The following is a 16542-nucleotide window of genomic DNA, read 5'->3' as shown; positions in this document are numbered from 1 at the left end:
AGTTATATAAGTTATAACCCTGTGCAGCTACACTCATTACATTTGCTGCTTTCAAGCGGTCAGAGGCTTTGTCATTTTTTACCGCCCCTTCAATCGTGTTAATTAAATCGATGATTGGCGATTTTACTCGACTAAATTGACCTATTTTTAAATCACTCTCACTATAGCTGTTATCTTGGTGATTAATTACATTATTGATGGTGATATTTTGTGAATTAATATCAACCTTCTCCTTGGCTAAAACTTCACTTGCTGTTTGCAAGTAATCTTTACCCGCATACACATCAACCGTACTATTGAGACTTGCAAGTAGACTACCCTTATGCGTAATCTGCTCTCCGTCCTGATTCATCCGAGTGCGATTATAACCAAAGAAACGCTCGGTATCTGAGATAGCCGCTTCCCCTATACTATGCCCTTTGCGCATCTGAGTGCTTCTATCCGTTGTTTCTGCTGTCAGCAATTTCACATCGCCATTATTAGCTTGCAGGATATTTTTATCATTAGAGACAAATGTCGTTCCCCCACGATGGCGCGCGTCTCCTGACGCGTGTCCAAAACATCAATTTCGTTTGATTAAGATTTTATTAACAATTTCATTTTGTTTATTTTTAGATAGATACAAGCACGCGTCAGGAGACGCGCGCTATCTTGGGGGTGGACGCTTGCGCCATCAGGGGGGGGGAAATTATATTCCTTTCAAATAACTCGCAAACTTCTAAAAATCTGAAAACTAAGAGCTTGATATTTTTAGAACATACTTTTTCAAACTCCTACCAATGCCATTTCCTAATTTTATTTGAAATAAATATTGATAATAATATCAAAGGAGAGCCAAATGAAAACAATTTAAAGCAAAAAACTATTATTTCCATTATTTCATCTAAAGAAATAGAGCCTCCATTTATAACAAATGAAAATATTATTAAACCTAATGAAAAAACTAAAAAACAACATGAAAAAATTAGTATTAAAAAAATAATAATTTGAAGAATTTTATTCATTATTAGGCTCTCCCTTTACCCAATTCTTTATTTTTCTCTCATTTTTTTCTAGTTTCTGATTAAGATATTCACTAGTTGCTGAATCGCCAATAGTTCCTAATCGAGCAGGAACAGATTTATACTCCTCATTCAAAAGATCATAAAATTTTTGATTTCTATTTTCTGGAGCATAATAATCTTTATTCCTACTAACATTACCAGTTAATACTCTATATCCTGCTTTTTCTAACAATTTTCCAGCTCCTCCTCCTAAAATTGTTGCCCCAGCAGTTGCCCCCATCTTATAAAGAGGATCATTTCCCTCATAATTAGCCTGTATGCCCGAGCTAACAGTGTTAATAGCTAATGTTGTTCCAAATTTTGTTCCTCCCGCAGCAAAACCAGTTCCTGCACTCCATGCCAGATCGCTCATAGAAGTCTCTTTCCCACTTAATGAATTTCCAAGGTAAGTGAATCCCATACTTGTACCTGAGTTAACAAATTTCTCTGTCAGAAGAGGATGATTCTTAGCAAAATCCCCAACTTTCGCTGTTGCAGAAACCACTTTATTTGGTAAGTTCAATGTATTAACAGTTGCTGGCAATTTGCTTAATGCATTTGAAAGTACACCACCGCTATAAATCATTGCTCCAAGTTCCAGTCCATCCTTAACAGAATAAGCTAATTTTCCATTGAACGACTCTTTATAATTTTCAATCGCTTCATATTTACCGTTGATTGCATAATACATATCTTCATCACGAGAATGTTTTTCTGAACGCCAACCTAACCAGTTTTTACTCTCTTCAGGCAATGAATCCACCGCCTGTGATTTTTGGGTATTTGTTCCTGCAAAAGGGAAATGACCGTAATCTCGTTTGGGTACAGGATCATTAATTAAATATTCTGATTCAAAACGATTTTGAGCATTAACCAGTGATGTTGATGACGCCAATTTATAACCAGATGCTCTTTTTCCCGTAATGGTTTCTATGTAATAACGATCTACATAGCTTAAAAATTCCTTTCTTTCATTGCTATTTAAGGAATTTGGATCTTTTCTAAATTTATCCAATAGACCATCACTACGCTGATCTGATTGAATTAAACCAATAAATTCTTTTTCTTCTTTCGTTGTCAGATTTTCTCCTCGGTGGTATTTTGCTTTTAAAGCATTTAATCTTGCTCTTGAAGCATCACTCAAGAAATTATTCTCCACTGCCCTTTTAGCCGTTCCAGCCCCAGAAGTTGCCGCAAGGAAACTACCACCTTGCTCTGTTGTGGTGCCATTTGCTTTCGCCGTTAATGCTGCAGCCAATCCGCCCGCCAATTGACTTAACGTGCTAATGTTTTCCTTCTCATTTGCCGTAAGTTGATTTGGAGTTTTATTATAGATTGCCTGCGTAAGGATTTGTGCAGTCACTTCTCCTGTCACCCCTGCCACTGCACCCGTCAATGGGTCTTTGCCTGTCACTTGAAACTCCACCGCGGAAAGAAGGGCATGTGCCATAAGGTTAGTCGCCTTGTCTTTTGCCGTGTCACCCGCCGTCATCTCGTGGATGGTTTTGTTGAGATAAGGTGAAGCCAGTGCAACAAGACTGCCTGCGGTATCATTTTGTGCCGCCGCTTGTAATGCCGCTGTCACCGCACGAATCGCCATGCCTTTTTCACTACCTATGCCGTAAGTGCGGTCGATTTCACCTTGAGTTTTCGTGATTTCTGTTTGAACGTTTGTCAGTTGTTGCTTAATGGCGGCAAGCTGTTGTTCATTACCCGCTTGTCCCTTCAACGCTTTTTCTTGCTCTTCCAGCTTAAACTTCTCAAGTCCTAGCTTATTAATTTTCTCACGCTCATTATACGTAGCGATGCTTATCGCGTTGTTGCTGATATCACCTATCACCTTAGCCATTTCTTGGCGTTCTTGCACTTTTTGTAAATCTTGTTTTTCAACACGTTGATTCGCATTTTTGGTGTCACGTGAAAGTGCGGTCAGATTTTCTGGGGTTTCGGTGTCTATCTGAATGTTGTCGCTGATAGCTGATTGGGTGGTGCTGCGCGCACTTTCATTGGTGTTACCCAATAAGCTCAAGGCACTACTAAGCGCCTGCATTGGATTCACTCCGCCACTGCCCGCACTCATGCTCGCACTTTCGGTTTTAATCTCGCTTTTATTTTCAATATCGGTATGCGTGAGCGATTTTGTTTTGAAGTGGTTTTTACTTGCATCAGCGTCACTTTCAATGATGGCACCATTCAGTTGGGTATGGTTGTGGATATGGGCATCCATGCCATCCTCACCTACACGAATACCCGCTTGTTCATTCACTTGAGCATAATCTACTTTCGCTTTGTTATAGGAGGCACTCACCGAAGCTCCGCCACCTGAACCATACGCCACCGAGCCACTTGCACTCGCACCCGTTTGTTTGGATTCGTATTTTTCCGTATCTTGACGGCTCGTGACAGTGAGATTTTGAATATCCGCTTCCCAACGTTTCGCGTTGAGATTTGCTGCATCAAGGCTGAGGTTTCCTGCTTCGCTATTGGTAATGAGCTTATCCGCTTGCAAGTGACTATTTTGCCAACGTTCGCTATCTGAGTTGGATTTGCCCTTCGCTACATTCACCGACCCCTCAATACCTACACCATAACTATTACCATTGGTTCCAACAAAGACGCCTACACTGCCCCCTGCAGATTTATTTTCTGTGTGTTGATGCTCTTCGTCTTTTACACCTTTTATCTCAATCCCTTTTTTACCTGATAATGCCATCAATTTCGCATTCGCATCCACGCCTTCAAAACTGAGTTTTTCATCGCGGGCTTTTACATTTAGCGTACCCGTGCTCACCGTTGATTTTTGATGACTAATACTCTGGCTTTCGCTACTTTGCGTTTGTTTTTGGCTGCCATAACCAAGACTAATTTTCACAATACAAAAAGTGCAGTCAATTTTTGAGAAGTTTTAAAACTCTTTGAAATTTGACCGCACTTTATTATATTTTATCATTTCAAATCATATACTATTTAAAACTTCAACCATTCGCAAATAATTAAAAAGCTGAACTAACAACACAAAAGTTTTTATAATGCAAATTTTGAAAAAATAACCTCAATCAGTCTTGTTTCTTATCTCCCAAATAGATAATAGCCATATAATATGTTACGAAGTATGCTCCCAGTATTCTTATTGAAAAAATCATATTTTCCCAGTTAAAAATAAACTCAACCTGATCTATTACCCCTGTAATAAAATAACGATTTATCCAATAAACTAACTGAGTTAAAAATGTTAAAAAAACAGCTCTTTTTAAAGCTAAAATAAAATTACTCATTTTTTTGTACTTTTTTATCTAATTTCTCATTTAAACGATTGATAGATTCCCCAGCAATAATCCCAATATAAGGTGCAAAAAATTTCATTGGAGAGGGAATAGCTTTCTCTGCAGCATTACCCACTGTTACACTTTCAGCATATTTTGCTTGCTCATTTAAATGAGACTTACCATCAGATACTGTTGATACTGCAGTATCAACAGAACCAATTAAAACTGAAGTTCCTAAAGGAGCATTTAATAGATATGGAGCAAGTAACCCTGTTCTTACAGTTTTATTTACATCAATATCACCTGTTGCAGCATATTGAGTTATTGCACTAGCTGTAGCTCCCATCGCTACTCCTTGTGCATATTGCTTATATGTTATTTCAGTTATAGGTTTCAAACCATGCTCAATTCCCTGGACAGCTGTTTGAACTACTTTAGCCTGTGTAGGATTATAAGAATAATAAATTCCTTGACTCACTAATTCTCGGGTTCCTTCAATACCTTCTCGTGCCGCTATTTTAGCTGTATTAACTCCTTTCGCAATAGCATCCGCATACGCAAGCTGTCCGTTGATATAGGCATTTGCTGCTTTTGTTGAAGCAGTATTGTAGGCTTTAATTCCCTTATCAACTAAATTAATATAGGTTAGCTGACCATCAATGTAAGCTTTTGTTGCAGCATCTTTACCAAGACGTAACACTTGCCCCCCTTTATTAGCTAGAGTAATAGCCTCACCTCCAACTGTTGCGGCGGTTTTCTCCATAAGGGCAACACCTCTTACAACAGTAGTTCCACTACCTAAAGCAAGCATAGAACTCGCCTCCAGCCCATCCTTAACTGAAATAAGCTATTTTCCCATTAGATGAATTTTTATAATTCTCAGGAGCATCAAGTTCGTTCTTGACAGTATAATACATATCTTCATCTGTTATTTTTGTTTCAAAATTTAAGATTGTGAGTAAATAATTATTTAAGTACATTATCTTGCTACTTTAAATTCCTACCATAGAAAAAAAGAATAAAGTAAATACTTGATACAAACAATGTCATTTTGATTAAAAATGAAAGTTTTTTTATACCAAAATCAATCAATTCTAGCTCAAAAATAGATATTGAATTATCAATATTGTAAAGCAATCTACCAACTATCAACGATAATAATGAAAAAGAAACTCCAATAAAAATAGAAAGTAGAATATCTAACATGATTCTTTTCATTATTTACTTCCTTTTTGAGACTCATTATAAATATATTGGACGCCTCTATTCAAACTTTCCCTTCCTAAACTTCCTGAAATACTAGGAACAATACTTCTTCTATATGTATAAACATAAGAGAGTTTATCATTCAAAGGCTGAGGATTATATTTAACCCAAGTTAAATCTAAGTATTTTTTATTTAATGAAATATCAATAGCTTTACCTATTCCATAGCCCACTATGGAGCGCATTTCCTAACGCGTGCCTAAAACATCAATTTCGTTTGATTAAGATTTTTACTATTTTCATGAATAACTTCATTTTGTTTATTTTTAGATAAATACAAGTATATGTCAGGGGCTAGGGTGTATTAATATAAATCTTATTGCAATAGATCATTTTTCTTATAATACATATAAAAAACTACAAATATAATTACAGATAAGAAAATTATCATTTTTATTTCTCTGGCTGTTTTTTGTACAAAAAACGATACTAAATCTATATCAAAAATAGGCATATTATTCTCTATGTTATACATAAACTTAGCTAATAAAAACATAGTAAAAGAAACAAAAACACTAGAAAGTAGAGAAAATAAAATAAGGTAGATAACTTTCATTAATCATTCTCCTGTGAAGGCCCACGATGGAGCGCGTTTTATAACGCGTGCCCAAAACATCCCTTTCATTTGATTCAGGTCCTCACTATTTTTATTAATAACTTCATTTTGTTTATTTTTAGTTAGATATAAGCACGCGTCAGGAGACGCGCGCTATCTTGAGGGCTTGTGTTATCTGAGGATTATTTTCTATAGAAACATAAAATTGAAACAAAAAATATAAAAACATGCATAAAAATCATTTTTAAGCGCTCAATAAAACCATCATTAAAATAATCCAAGAAATGTATATTAAATAAATCCATATTATTTTCAAAATTATAAAGAATTCTGGCAATCAAAAACATTGAGATACTTAATAGAAAACTTCCCAAAATAATTATTATTAAGATAGATAAAAATTTATTTTTCATTATTTTTACCTTTCCAATTACTATATTCATATTGAAACCATCTATTACTTGATTCTCCACCTAAAGCTCCTCCGATATTACTATCTTTAAGGAGTATTTTATCTTCATTTCTTCATTAATAGCTTAAATATCTAAGCCAGTCATATTAATACCTAGCGTAACCTTTAGTAATCTCTATAACGAAGACATGTTATTACAAATTTTATTGATGATATAAGGATAATAAAGCCCACCTCCTTTTTATTCATGCTTTTAAAAAAAGACAATATATCAATACAATAGAAACTAATACTATTATTTATGTTATAGAGTAACCTTGCAGCCAAAAACATAATAAACATAAAAACGACTCCAGATACTAGAGAAAAAATAAGAATATAAATAATCTTTTTCATTATTTTTCCTCATTAGGTTTTGTATAGTAATTCTGAAAAACTCTATTACCTATCTCACTCATTGTTGAACCAGAGATACTAGGTATAATATTTCTTCTATATACATCAACATAAGGAATCTTATCATTTAAAGGCTGAAGGTTATATTTAGCCCACGTGCGATCCAGGTTAATCTTCTTATCTAACGGTACTTCAATCGCTTTACCCATACCGTAACCAATAGCTGAACCAATACCGCTACTTATTGCTCCTTGAGACATGGATTTATCTGTAATGTAGTTATTTAGCGCCCCAGAGGCAGCATTACCACCCACCGTCAAACCAAATCCCTTCCCTTTAAGTGCATATGCCGTAACCAAATCAATTGCTAAACTTCTCGGATCGACTGTTCCGTCAGACATTAGCTGTGCGCCCACACTTCCTGCACCAGCAATGCCTAAAGTAAATTTAGTTGAATTAGACATCACATCATTGATTTTTTTAGCACCTTTTAATACACCCAATCCACCATAAATAGTCGAACCAAGTTCCAGTCCATCCTTAACTGAATAAGCTATTTTCCCATTCGATGAATTTTTATAATTCTCAGGAGCATCAAGTTCATTCTTGACAGTATAATACATCTCTTCATCACGAGAATGTTTTTCAGAACGCCAACCTAGCCAGTTCTTGCTCTCTTCTGGCAAGGTATTCACTGCTTGCGATCTTTGTACATCCGTACCTGCAAAAGGGAAATGACCATAATCTCGTTTTGGTACAGGATCGTTTATTAAATATTCTGATTCAAAACGATTTTGAGCATTAACTGGCGATGTTGATGACGCCAATTTATAACCAGATGCGGTATTCCCCGTAACAGTTTCTATATAATAACGATCTACATAGCTTAAAAATGCCTCTCTTTCCTTGCTATTTAAGGAATTTGGATCTTTTCTAAATTTATCCAAGAGAACGTCACTACGCTGATCTGATTCAATTAAATCTCTAAACTCCAATTTTTCTTTATTTGTTAATTTTTCTCCACGATGATATTTTGTTTTTAACGCATTTAATCTCGCTCTTGAAGCCTCACTCAAGAAATTATTCTCCACCGCCCTTTTAGCCGTCTCTGCTCCAGAAGTCGCAGCAAGGAAACTCCCCCCTTGTTCCGCTGTGGTGCCATTCGCTTTCGCTGTCAATGCTGCAGCCAATCCGCCCGCCAATTGACTTAACGTACTAATGTTTTCCTTCTCATTTGCTGCAAGTTGATTTGGCGTTTTATTATAGATTGCCTGTGTGAGGATTTGTGCAGTCACTTCTCCTGTCACCCCAGCCACAGCACCCGTCAATGGGTCTTTACCTGTCACTTGAAACTCCACCGCGGAAAGAAGAGCATGCGCCATAAGATTCGCAGCTTTGTCTTTTGCGGTGTCACCCGCCGTCATCTCGTGGATGGTTTTGTTGAGATAAGGTGAAGCCAGTGCAACAAGACTGCCTGCAGTATCATTTTGTGCCGCCGCTTGTAATGCCGCCGTCACGGCGCGAATCGCCATGCCAGTCTTACTTCCAATGCCGTAAGTGCCGTCTATGTCATTTTGAATAGCGGTAATTTGTTTACCAATTTCTTGCGCTTGCGTACTTGATTTGCCGTATTTTTCTTCCGCTTTAAATTTTTCTAATGACAGTTTATTAATCTTCTCACGCTCATTATACGTAGCGATGCTTATCGCGTTGTTGCTGATATCACCTATCACCTTAGCCATTTCTTGGCGTTCTTGCACTTTTTGTAAATCTTGCTTTTCAACACGTTGATTCGCATTTTTGGTGTCACGTGAAAGTGCGGTTAGATTTTCTGGTGTTTCGGTGTCTATCTGAATATTGCCGCTGATGGCTGATTGGGTGGTGCTGCGCGCACTTTCATTGGTGTTACCCAATAAGCTTAAGGCACTGCTAAGCGCCTGCATTGGATTCACTCCGCCACTGCCCGCACTCATGCTCGCACTTTCGGTTTTAATCTCGCTTTTATTTTCAATATCGGTATGCGTGAGCGATTTTGTTTTGAAGTGGTTTTTACTTGCCTCAGCATCACTTTCAATGATGGCACCATTCAGTTGGGTATGGTTGTGGATATGGGCATCCATACCATCCTCTCCCACACTAATCCCAGCTTGTTCATTGACTTGCGCATAATCCACTTTCGCTTTGTTATAGGAGGCACTCACCGAAGCTCCGCCACCTGAACCATACGCTACCGAGCCACTTGCACTCGCACTCGTTTGTTTGGATTCGTATTTCTCTGTATCTTGACGGCTCGTTATCGTCAGATTTTGAATATCCGCTTCCCAACGTTTCGCTTTAAGATTTGCTGCATCAAGGCTGAGGTTTCCTGCTTCGCTATTTGTGATGAGCTTATCCGCTTGCAAGTGACTGTTTTGCCAACGCTCGCTATCCGAGTTAGATTTGCCCTTGGCCACATTCACCGAACCCTCAATACCAATTCCATAACTATTACCATTGGTTCCAACAAAGACGCCTACACTGCCCCCTACTGATTTATTTTTGGTATGTTGATGCTCCTCGTCTTTTACACCTTTTATCTCAATCCCTTTTTTGCCTGATAATGCCATCAATTTCGCATTCGCATCCACGCCTTCAAAGGTGAGTTTTTCATCGCGGGCTTTTACATTAAACGTACCTGTGCTCACCGTTGATTTTTGATGACTAATACTCTGGCTTTCGCTACTTTGCGTTTGTTTTTGGCTGCCATAACCAATACTAATCTTCACACTTGGGCTGGATGTCGTCCCCGTATTCTGCATATTACCAGCACGTAAGGCATCTAAGGTTTCCGCTACCTTACCCACATTTTGAGCTGCCATGCCCACTTCTTCCGCGGCTTTCACTGCATAAAGTGCCTTGAGTTTTCCATTGGTGACTTGTTGGCTGCGTTTTACACTGTTATAAGCAGCTTGTGCCATATCGGTCACCGGGGTACTCAAGGCAATCGTCACGCCAGATTGTTTATACTCATGCCCCTCTTTACGTTCAATGATATCTTTTCCCGCTTCGACCTTAACACTTGCACCCTCAATATCAATGCGATTCGTGTTTGGCGTAATCATATCCGTTCCAAGAACATTTGTATGATTACCCGCACTCACCCTGATATTGCCATTCATTGAACCTAGTGTGCTACGTGCATCAGACTGTGTCCAACCTTCTGTTTCATAATCATGTTTTTCTGATTTGGAGCCAAAGGTAAGACCAATACCGCCACCTGTGAACACACCTCTGGTTTTCTTGGTTTCCACGCGCTTATTTTTGAAATGATTGGTATCTGCTGCAATATCAACATCATGTCCGCCTTGAATATGCAGATTATCATCCGCAATAGCCTGAATGCCTTTCGCCTTCACATCATGACCTGCTGAAAGAAGTACGTCTTTACCACTCACCTGTGTGCCGACTTGAGTAACGGATTGTTGTTGGTCTAGGCTGGTTTTGGTCGTTCTAGCAAGGCTGCCGCTTTTCGTTTTGTGAAACTCTTCAAAATCTCGGCTTTCTTTCGCACCATTCAACACAAGGTCGTTTTCCGCGATGGCCATTAACTTCGCTTCACTCTCTAGCTGTGCCCCTTCGGATAAAATATTTTTACCGGTTAGCGCAACATCACCTTTGCCTTTTATGCGGCTTACTACCGCCTCTTCCACTTTCTCATGACGGTAATGATTGCCTTTCCCCATCTTCTCATCAAAGCCCACTGAAAGTGCGGTGAGATTCACGTTATTTTTGGTCTGAACAAGCGTGCTGCCATTGCCATCGTTAATAATATCTGCCCCTTTAGCGTTCAGATTATTTGATGAGAGTTGTAACTGGCCATCTTCTCCTTTTACATGGAAAAGTGCTTTACGAGCCAGTGTCGTTTCACTACGTTGAAAATGAGATAAGTCCACCTTTGTCGTCATCGTGGTACTTTGGTGATTTAAATCACCGCCCACATCCACCAAAAGTTCTCGCTCGGCTTCCACTTTACCGCCGATATTATCGAAGTTATTCGTGGTGTTGATGCCCACTTTATCACCTGTAATGGTGCCTGCGTTGAATAAGCTTTCGGTATTTAATAACGTAAGCTTACGGCCTGCAATGGTGCCGCTATTGGTTAAACGATGACTCCGTAAATCAATCACATCCGCTGAAATCAACGCGCCTTCACCATTTAAGTCGCCTTTCTGCGCCATCGCATAGACACGAGGCGCCATCACTTTGACTTGTTTTCCGCTTGGTAAGGTTACCTCTTTTTCCTCAAACCAGACAATATCTGACGTAAGTTGTGCAACCTGAGCAGGGCTTAAAGCCACACCTGGGGTTAAGTTGAAACGTTTTGCAAAGGTAATACCATTATCCATCAACCCTTTATATTGCGCCTCTAAATCTTGATAACCCGTTAAGAACATACGTCCAGTCAGCTGATTCACTTGGTCACGCACTAAACGTTGCTCGTAATAGCCATCACCTAAGCGTCTCAAGATATTTTGTGGATCACTGCGAAGTGCGTTGAACATATAGTCACTGCTCAACCACTTACGACGATCGGTAAACTGTGGATCTGTTTCAATTAAAACGTTACCTGCTTCAGGGTTAAGACGATAGAGTGAAGAGCTTGGTAATAAGGCATCCTGCGCTTTTGCTAATAACTCCCCACTTTGAGAAGCTTGAGTCTGTTGATGTGTGTGATAATCTGTCTGCGCTTTATAGTGATTAACCCCCATTTGATAAACGCTTTCCACATTTCGGTTATACGCATTCACCGCACCCCAATTGCGTTGATGATAACGCTTAAGCCCACCGCGCCAACGGGAATAAGTCCACTGACTCGTCCCATATTCATTTAGTATATGATAACCCGTTTCATCTTCATTATGCACATCACCACTTAAGCTAAGCTGCCCTCCAGATATTATCTGACTGCGGTTGTTAAGCACTTGTGCTGCGTTGATAGAAATATCTCCGCTTGCCAAAATTTGACCTGGCAAGGTCGTTTTTACAACACTTTCATCAATGACTCGTCGATTAAGCTTGGTTATCCAAAAATCACTAAAGGTTTTACCCAGTAAGTGTCGATTATGCTCGGTAATTTTAGCCTGCAACGCATCAAACGCAACTTCGTTAGCATCAATCCAACTTTTAAATGGCGCAATAGCCTGTTGATACGCCTTTAAACGCGTTTCATAAGTGGCTTTCTCCTGTTCATAACTTGCCAATGCGATACGATAATCAGCAACCGCTTTCTCATAATCGACTAAGCGAGCCGCATAACTTTCTGCCGTTTCTCTTCTATTTTTTCTCGGCTTTTCGACTTCCTTTGGTTTTATCGGCTCTTCAGGCATATTGATATCCGCTAAACCCGCTGGCATGTCAGTCGGTGGTTGAATACCAAAATAACCCCAAGCAGGATGATTCGCGTTATAAATAGATTCAGGTTTAATATGACAACCACGTTGATTAACATAATCCTGACAAGTGATTTCATTGACTTCAGGTAATAAGTGTTCTGCGTGAATCGGCTCCCCTTCTTTAAGAGGATTAATATTATCTCTTCGATAAGCCAATTTCCCCGCTCGACTAAATGAAATCCATTTTAAAAGCCCATAATCAATACGCGCCTCTGTTTTATACCCTTGTGGAATAATATACTGCTCATCAATCACTTCATTTGATTGATTCTCTATCTCTGCATGAAAGTGCAGATTTTCATTATTTACCTTTTCTGCGCTAAGTTGAATAGCACCACTTGGTGATTCAATCGTCCCACTTTGATTAAGCAACATTTTTGCTTTACCTTGAGCCTGATAATCTTCATCTATCTCACCTCCCACTGTAACGCCCTTTTCACCGTATAGGGTTGAACTACCCTGTTGCATTGCGATGTAATGGCGGGTTTGATTTCGAATCTCCTCAGCACCTAGCGTTAAATATTCACGCGCAGCAATCACCGCATCTTGACGCCCATTCTCAGGTGTAAGTTCATCTTTATTTTCAATCAACTTTGCCCCAATTACCACACGATTACCATAAATACGCCCTGAGCCTATATTTTCAACAGACATAGCTCGAATATGCAAGTCTGGCTTTTTCCCTTTAGAATATTCACCTTTACTATTTATCAATCCTCGGTTTGTCAGCGTTTCTTGAACCTTAAGCTCAATCGCTCCCCCTTGGATTTCACCTTGCTCCACTTGTTTCAACGCTTTTGCTTTCACTGCTACATTTCGTTTAGCGCTCATCACACCCGATTGCGCAATATCTTGTTTGCTCTGAATCAAGATATCCCCTTCATGAGCAAGTATTTTCCCTCCTGCCTGATTTTCCATCTGTCTTTGAGTGGTTAATTGCACCCTTTGTTTTGCTTGAAGATACCCATTATTAACAATACGCCCAAGACTATCAATCTCCACCTCACCCGCTGATGCCCCAATGTGCCCCGCATTGCGTACACCAAGACCTTGTCCGTTATCCACTAAATGGATTTTCTCTGAATACATCCCACCCAATTGGCTCACATCTACACTGTAGCTTTGGTTGTCGCCTTGGGTATCAAAAGTGCGGTCAGTGTTATCGGTGTTTTTATCACCCACGTACACAACCGAATCGTTGGTGCGGTCAACGTTATTTTTACCTGTGGTAACTTTAATGCCTTTCTTCGCCCAAACCCCACCTTTGATTTCGGCTTGCTCACTGATAATATCGGTATAATCAGATTGACTGTTATCCATCCCTTTTTGGCCAACAGTCACTTTACCACCTTTTACGCGATAGCCTTTCAATTCACCATTTTCCACTTCCGCTTTACCGGTTGTCAGGGTTGTACGCCCCGCATTAATCACACCACAGCCATCACACTGAATACCACTTGGGTTGGCAATCACCACATCTGCTTTTTTGCCCGCCACTTCCACATAACCTTTTAAACGGCTTGGATTCGCTGAATTTACCTCGTTAAGAATCACTTTTGCTTCACCGCGAGCAAGATTCGGATTACCTTGCACCCAACCCGCCATTTGCGTTTGTACTGCTTTACGAGCATTGTTTAACACGGCACCTTTCTCTGCTACATCAAATTGTGAATATTGGTTACGTGATACCCCACCTGCACTTGGTGTTTGAATATTTACTTGCGGTAAACCATTCGCTGTTTGAAGTACTATGGGTTGTTGATTACCCGGTGCTGATTTATCTGCACGAATCGCCATATCTTCGGCATGAGCAGAAGGCGTTAAAAAGACGAAGCCCAATGCTAACATTAAGCTGAAATGAATGGAGTTGAGGGAGAAGGAAAGTGCGGTTGAAAATAATCCTGTTTTTTCTTGTTCTGAACTCACATTTTCACTTTGTGCTTTACCTTGAGATTTTGCTAACTCAGAGACCACCACAAGCTGATTTAATACACGACTAAAAATAACTTTATAATGACGTTTATTCATTTTTTAATTTCCTTTAAAGTTTTAAATTCTGTTTGGTTTTAATCAATTTATTCATCTAAAAGCGTGAGCATTAAAAACGGTAGCTCACATTAAATCCGGTTGTCACATGACTGGTTCTAAATCCTTCTGGCTTTTTAATTGGAACACCTACGAAATAATCATAGTTAATGCCCCACATTTTACCTTGGCGGTAACCTTGCATTTCACCCGCGAGTTTTGGATTTTCTTGAAGAGCACGCGCATAAGCCTCATCCCAATCTTTCAACGAGACCACAATATTATTATAGGTTTTCTCTGGATTTGAAATAGCTTCCCATAAAGACACTACTGTATCATCTAAATTAACAACCGCATCCGCTGTTTCTTTAACACTATCAATTTGACCCTGAGCTTCTGCAATCTCTAGACCTTCTTGATATTCTTTAGCTTTATCTTCATCTCCATTGAATAAAACCTTGGCATACATTTCAATGTTTTGCTTACGCTCATCACTAGGATGAACGTCATCAGCCATGCTGTTATTCTCCACTGAATCCTTCGCTGTCTTAGCTGCAATAATTGCCCCATCAGAGCTATCTGATAAAGTACCACCAGCAATACCTGCTGCTACCTGGCTTAAAGACGATACCGTACGTTTTTCTTCTTCGCTAAGCTTTTCAGGTGATTTATTGTAAAGTGTCGAGGCTAGGAAATGAGCAGCCACCTCTCCGCCCGCTGCACCTGCCGCACCCGCAGCAACATTACGGTTGCCTGCATAAGCCTCTACCGCACCCCAAAGTGCATGAGCAGTCAAATTGAGCGCGGTATTCACATTGCCTTTTGCATCTGTTGTTGCTTTCTTAATTTGATTATTCACCGCAGGTGATAATCCTGAAGCCACCACTTCCGCTGCCGGTCTGCCGGCTAAAGCGGTGCTGATAACATTTAATGCTGAATCAATGATAAGGCGTTGACTTCCACCTGTTTCCCATTCTTTAGCTTTGCGACTCGCTGTCTCAAAATTATCTCGTGCTTGTTTGACTAAAGCGCGGTTAGTTTCGTTGTTGTTTTCTGCCTTGGCTTTTTCTGCTTCTTCTAACGCAATTGCAGCTTCATGACGCTTCACTTTCGCTTCTTCGCCAAATTTATTAGCAAGCAAACTCCCTGCTTCCGCGACATTTGGTCCAAATTTCTCTGTCACCTCACGTTGGAAATCAAGCTCTTTTTGAACATCATCTTTATTAAAACGGTTCTCTAATTTGCCACTTTGGCTTGGTGCACTCTCTGTAGTGATATCGGTTTTTATCGCAGCAATTTCTTCTTGTACCGTTTTGCCTGTACGTTTTAATTGTTCTGCTTCATCTTTAATAATGATATTTTGTGTATTAATACCACTTTTTGTTGTGCTGGATTGACTATCAGAATCTTTACCATAGCCCATGCCATAAGAAAATTGAAGAGATTCCTTGCCTTCAGCCAATTTCTTGGTGTTCTCTTTTCCATCTACTCCTTTAGAATTAACAGTTGTGTTGCCATTTTTATCGGTATAAAGCAGATTACCATCTTTATCCGTGGCTTGTTTTGTACTTTGAGCTGCACCATTTTCACCAAATGGTGTGTTAAAATTCGCTGCCACACTGCCGCTCACACCAAAACTACTTCCGCTATAGTTTGAATGGTTTTCAATATCTGAATGAGTCAGGCTGCCGGTGCTAAAATGGTTTTTACCATCAGCTTCTGCCTTTTGTGTAGAGGTAATCAATGCACCTTTAAGATCGGTATGCTTATTAACATTAATATCATAACCTTCATCTCCGGCATAAATTCCTGCCTGTTCATTCACGCTTGCATGATCAGCATTGATTTTTGATTTATTGAAACCACCACCTGCGGCAAAACCATAGCCTACTGTCACACTACCACTTGCATTCATTTGTTTACCATGGTAGCGAGATTTATCTTGTAAGCTCTCAATATTGAGGTTTTCCGCATCCAATTCAACACGTTTACCCTTCACTTGACTGCCTGCAAGAGTGACATCACCACCTGCATTAATCACGGTTTTACTTTGGCTATCTCCTACATGACTAACAACATAAGTAGTTTCATCACCATTACCGTAACCTTTTCCGTAATTACCGCCGAAAGTAGCCCCAGCAGCCGC

9 protein-coding genes are annotated in these 16542 nt (G+C 39.6%); 1 reads left to right on the top strand and 8 read right to left on the bottom strand.

The window, feature by feature from the left end; genetic code table 11:
• Positions 1–469: hypothetical protein (locus DV415_RS09785; protein WP_153063413.1), on the bottom strand; the 469-nt coding region annotated here is incomplete at its 3' end.
• A gap of 188 nt (positions 470–657) precedes the next feature.
• Between DV415_RS09785 and DV415_RS09780 the strand changes: the two genes are divergently transcribed.
• A complete protein-coding gene (locus DV415_RS09780) occupies positions 658–990 on the top strand; it encodes a hypothetical protein (RefSeq protein WP_118791735.1) in 333 nt (110 codons plus the stop codon).
• 6 nt (positions 991–996) lie between these two features.
• Here DV415_RS09780 and DV415_RS09775 read toward each other — a convergent pair whose 3' ends face one another.
• The 7 genes from DV415_RS09775 to DV415_RS09730 all read right to left on the bottom strand — a co-directional run.
• On the bottom strand, positions 997–3915 hold the full coding sequence (locus DV415_RS09775; RefSeq protein ID WP_239990925.1) for a hemagglutinin repeat-containing protein: 2919 nt from the start codon (positions 3913–3915) through the stop codon (positions 997–999).
• Between the two features lie 184 nt (positions 3916–4099).
• A complete protein-coding gene (locus DV415_RS09770) occupies positions 4100–4318 on the bottom strand; it encodes a hypothetical protein (protein WP_053466517.1) in 219 nt (72 codons plus the stop codon).
• The gene (locus DV415_RS09765; RefSeq protein ID WP_118790165.1) at positions 4311–5120 is read right to left on the bottom strand and encodes a type 1 periplasmic-binding domain-containing protein; all 810 of its coding nucleotides are present in this window, start codon (positions 5118–5120) and stop codon (positions 4311–4313) included. Before DV415_RS09765 ends, DV415_RS09770 begins: the two co-directional genes overlap by 8 nt.
• Before the next feature lie 406 nt (positions 5121–5526).
• On the bottom strand, positions 5527–5748 hold the full coding sequence (locus DV415_RS09755; RefSeq protein ID WP_118796470.1) for a hypothetical protein: 222 nt from the start codon (positions 5746–5748) through the stop codon (positions 5527–5529).
• 565 nt (positions 5749–6313) lie between these two features.
• Entirely contained in the window at positions 6314–6604 is a 291-nt protein-coding gene (locus DV415_RS09745; protein ID WP_053466522.1) for a hypothetical protein, read from the bottom strand.
• Between the two features lie 334 nt (positions 6605–6938).
• Positions 6939–14399: a two-partner secretion domain-containing protein gene (locus DV415_RS09735; RefSeq protein WP_192879127.1), complete on the bottom strand. Its 7461-nt coding sequence runs from the start codon at positions 14397–14399 to the stop codon at positions 6939–6941.
• 70 nt (positions 14400–14469) lie between these two features.
• On the bottom strand, positions 14470–16542 hold a 2073-nt coding region (locus tag DV415_RS09730; RefSeq protein WP_239990924.1), incomplete at its 5' end, for a hemagglutinin repeat-containing protein.

The organism is Haemophilus haemolyticus, from assembly GCF_003490595.1.
Lineage (GTDB): Bacteria > Pseudomonadota > Gammaproteobacteria > Enterobacterales > Pasteurellaceae > Haemophilus > Haemophilus haemolyticus_L.
Note: the sequence above shows the minus strand (reverse complement) of the source record. Positions and strands in the feature narration are given on the sequence as shown.

Excerpts from the sequence above, each read along its gene's own strand:
- DV415_RS09735 (WP_192879127.1), bottom strand. The coding sequence starts at position 14,399 with ATGAATAAACGTCATTATAAAGTTATTTTTAGTCGTGTATTAAATCAG.
- DV415_RS09765 (WP_118790165.1), bottom strand. The coding sequence starts at position 5,120 with ATGCTTGCTTTAGGTAGTGGAACTACTGTTGTAAGAGGTGTTGCCCTT.
- DV415_RS09770 (WP_053466517.1), bottom strand. The coding sequence starts at position 4,318 with ATGAGTAATTTTATTTTAGCTTTAAAAAGAGCTGTTTTTTTAACATTT.